We start from the raw sequence: 2,089 nt of genomic DNA, 5'->3' as shown, positions 1-2,089 counted from the left end.
GCTGCTCAGCCAAGGCTGAGTATTGAGCAAAAGCGAAATCAAAGATTTCTGTTGCTCAACAAATCCAGTGACAATAGCGAAGGGGTCACACCTGTTCCCATACCGAACACAGAAGTTAAGCCCTTCAGCGCTGATGGTACTTGGTGGGAGACCGCCTGGGAGAGTAGGACGTCGCTGGATTTTTTGTTTTTTGACTTGATACTGATATCAGGTCTTTTTTATTTAAATGTGTTGCAGTCTAGAAACATAAACTTTCTCAATGCGATTGACCTACCATCGATTTTTTGATAAAAGCTTTCAAGAAGTCGGAGTGAGTCATAGATGTTGTAAAAAATTACTACATAATTAATTATTCAGCTATTTGTGTAACAGTTCAAAGGGTGTTTCCAATTCTTTCATTCTGTATTTCTATGCAAATGATAAAATTAGTTGTTATCCTTATTTTAGGGGGGAGTATAAGAATTTTTCTAGTTGCTTATTCCAAATATATATTATGAAACGTCTTTATTTTTTCTATATGTTGAGTGAATACTAAAAGTGATGTGATATAATGTATAAAGAATAAAATATAAGTAGACAATCAATCTATATATTGGAGTGGTAATATGTATACTTTGGAAACCATAAAAAAGTACTGCTTAAATTGTAGCAAATGTTCCTTACACGCTACTAGAACCAATGTTGTATTCGGGGAAGGAAATCCTAATGCCACAATTATGTTCATAGGAGAGGGGCCAGGATATAACGAGGACATACAAGGACGTCCATTTGTAGGGGTAGCAGGCCAGCTTCTTGATAAAATGCTTAATGCAATAGATTTAAAAAGAGAAGAGGTATATATAGCAAATATAGTTAAATGCAGACCACCGAATAATAGAAATCCTTTATTAGAAGAGGTTAGAAACTGTATAGAATATTTAAGATGGCAGGTCAAGCTAGTTAACCCTAAAATTATAATATGCCTAGGAGCAGTAGCAGCACAGAATATAATAGACCAAGATTTTAAGATAACAAAAGATAGGGGAATATGGGTAGAGTTAGGAAAGTTTTATGTCATGGCAACTTATCATCCAGCAGCCTTATTAAGAGATGAAAATAAAAAACGACCTGCGTGGGAAGACTTTAAAAGTATAAAAAGAAAATATGAAGAACTAAAATGCACAATCTAATATGAATAAATAATGAGAGGAAGATAAGGTTGAAGGATAGAAGACTTGAACAGCTAAACTTAGAAATTACAAATAAATTTATCGAGAAAGAATTAGTTCTTGGAAATGGTAGAGCTGATAGTATAATAATGATGGTAGGGGAGGCACCAGGGGCTAGAGAAGTGGAGCAAAAAAAACCCTTTGTAGGCTCAGCGGGGAAATACCTAAATGAATTTTTATCGATTCTTGAATTAGAGAGAGAAAAGCTTTACATAACCAATACAGTCAAATTCAGACCTACTAAAGAAGGGAAAAGATTGGGCACAAAAACAAATAGAACACCAACTAAAAGTGAAATAGAAGAATTTAAAGAATACCTATTTGAAGAAATAGATATAATTGAACCAAAAATAATTGTAACATTAGGCAATATACCACTAAAAACAGTACTGAATGACGATTCTATGACAATAGGTCAAATTCATGGAAAGCCAATACTTTCTAAAATTAAGGAAAGAGAGTATACTATTTTTCCCCTATATCATCCAGCAGCAGTAATATATAAAAGAGATTTGAAAGAAATATATTTAAATGATCTTAATGAATTAAAAGAGTTATTAGAAAGTGTACAAATGAATGAATAATTATCTAAAAAAATGGAAGCCTAATTATAGAAAAATAATATCTGATATAAGGAAGCTATTATATATACATAATTTTATTCTTACTAGGTTCTTGAGGGGTGGAAGACGAAAATGGAACAACAACCCTATTGACTTAGTGTATTAAATATGATATAGTTATGAAGTCGCTATAAAACGACAAGAAAAAATGGAAATAAAAAAAGCGACAAAAGTATTGACAAAGAAGTTAAAAGGTGATATCTATAAAGGTTGCTAACAAAATAGCAACTAACTAAAGCGAAAAAACTAGAAAAATAA

2 protein-coding genes and 1 rRNA gene are annotated in these 2,089 nt (G+C 32.1%); all 3 read left to right on the top strand.

Features of this window, described 5'->3' with window-relative positions; translation table 11 throughout:
- Positions 1 to 63: 63 nt before the first annotated feature.
- The 3 genes from rrf (at position 64) to DW1_RS14645 (ending at position 1,792) form a co-directional block, all read left to right on the top strand.
- Positions 64 to 180, top strand: a 5S ribosomal RNA gene (rrf, locus tag DW1_RS14655).
- A 425-nt stretch (positions 181 to 605) separates the two neighbouring features.
- Complete coding sequence (locus DW1_RS14650; RefSeq protein ID WP_074351682.1) at positions 606 to 1,169, top strand: uracil-DNA glycosylase; 564 nt, start codon at positions 606 to 608, stop codon at positions 1,167 to 1,169.
- 29 nt (positions 1,170 to 1,198) lie between these two features.
- Positions 1,199 to 1,792 carry a uracil-DNA glycosylase gene (locus DW1_RS14645; RefSeq protein ID WP_074351681.1) on the top strand — a complete coding sequence of 198 codons (594 nt, stop codon included), beginning with the start codon at positions 1,199 to 1,201 and terminating at the stop codon, positions 1,790 to 1,792.
- The last annotated feature ends 297 nt before the right edge of the window (positions 1,793 to 2,089 follow it).

Source organism: Proteiniborus sp. DW1 (genome assembly GCF_900095305.1).
Taxonomy (GTDB): Bacteria; Bacillota; Clostridia; order Tissierellales; family Proteiniboraceae; genus Proteiniborus.
This window is presented reverse-complemented; position numbering and strand designations above follow the sequence as displayed.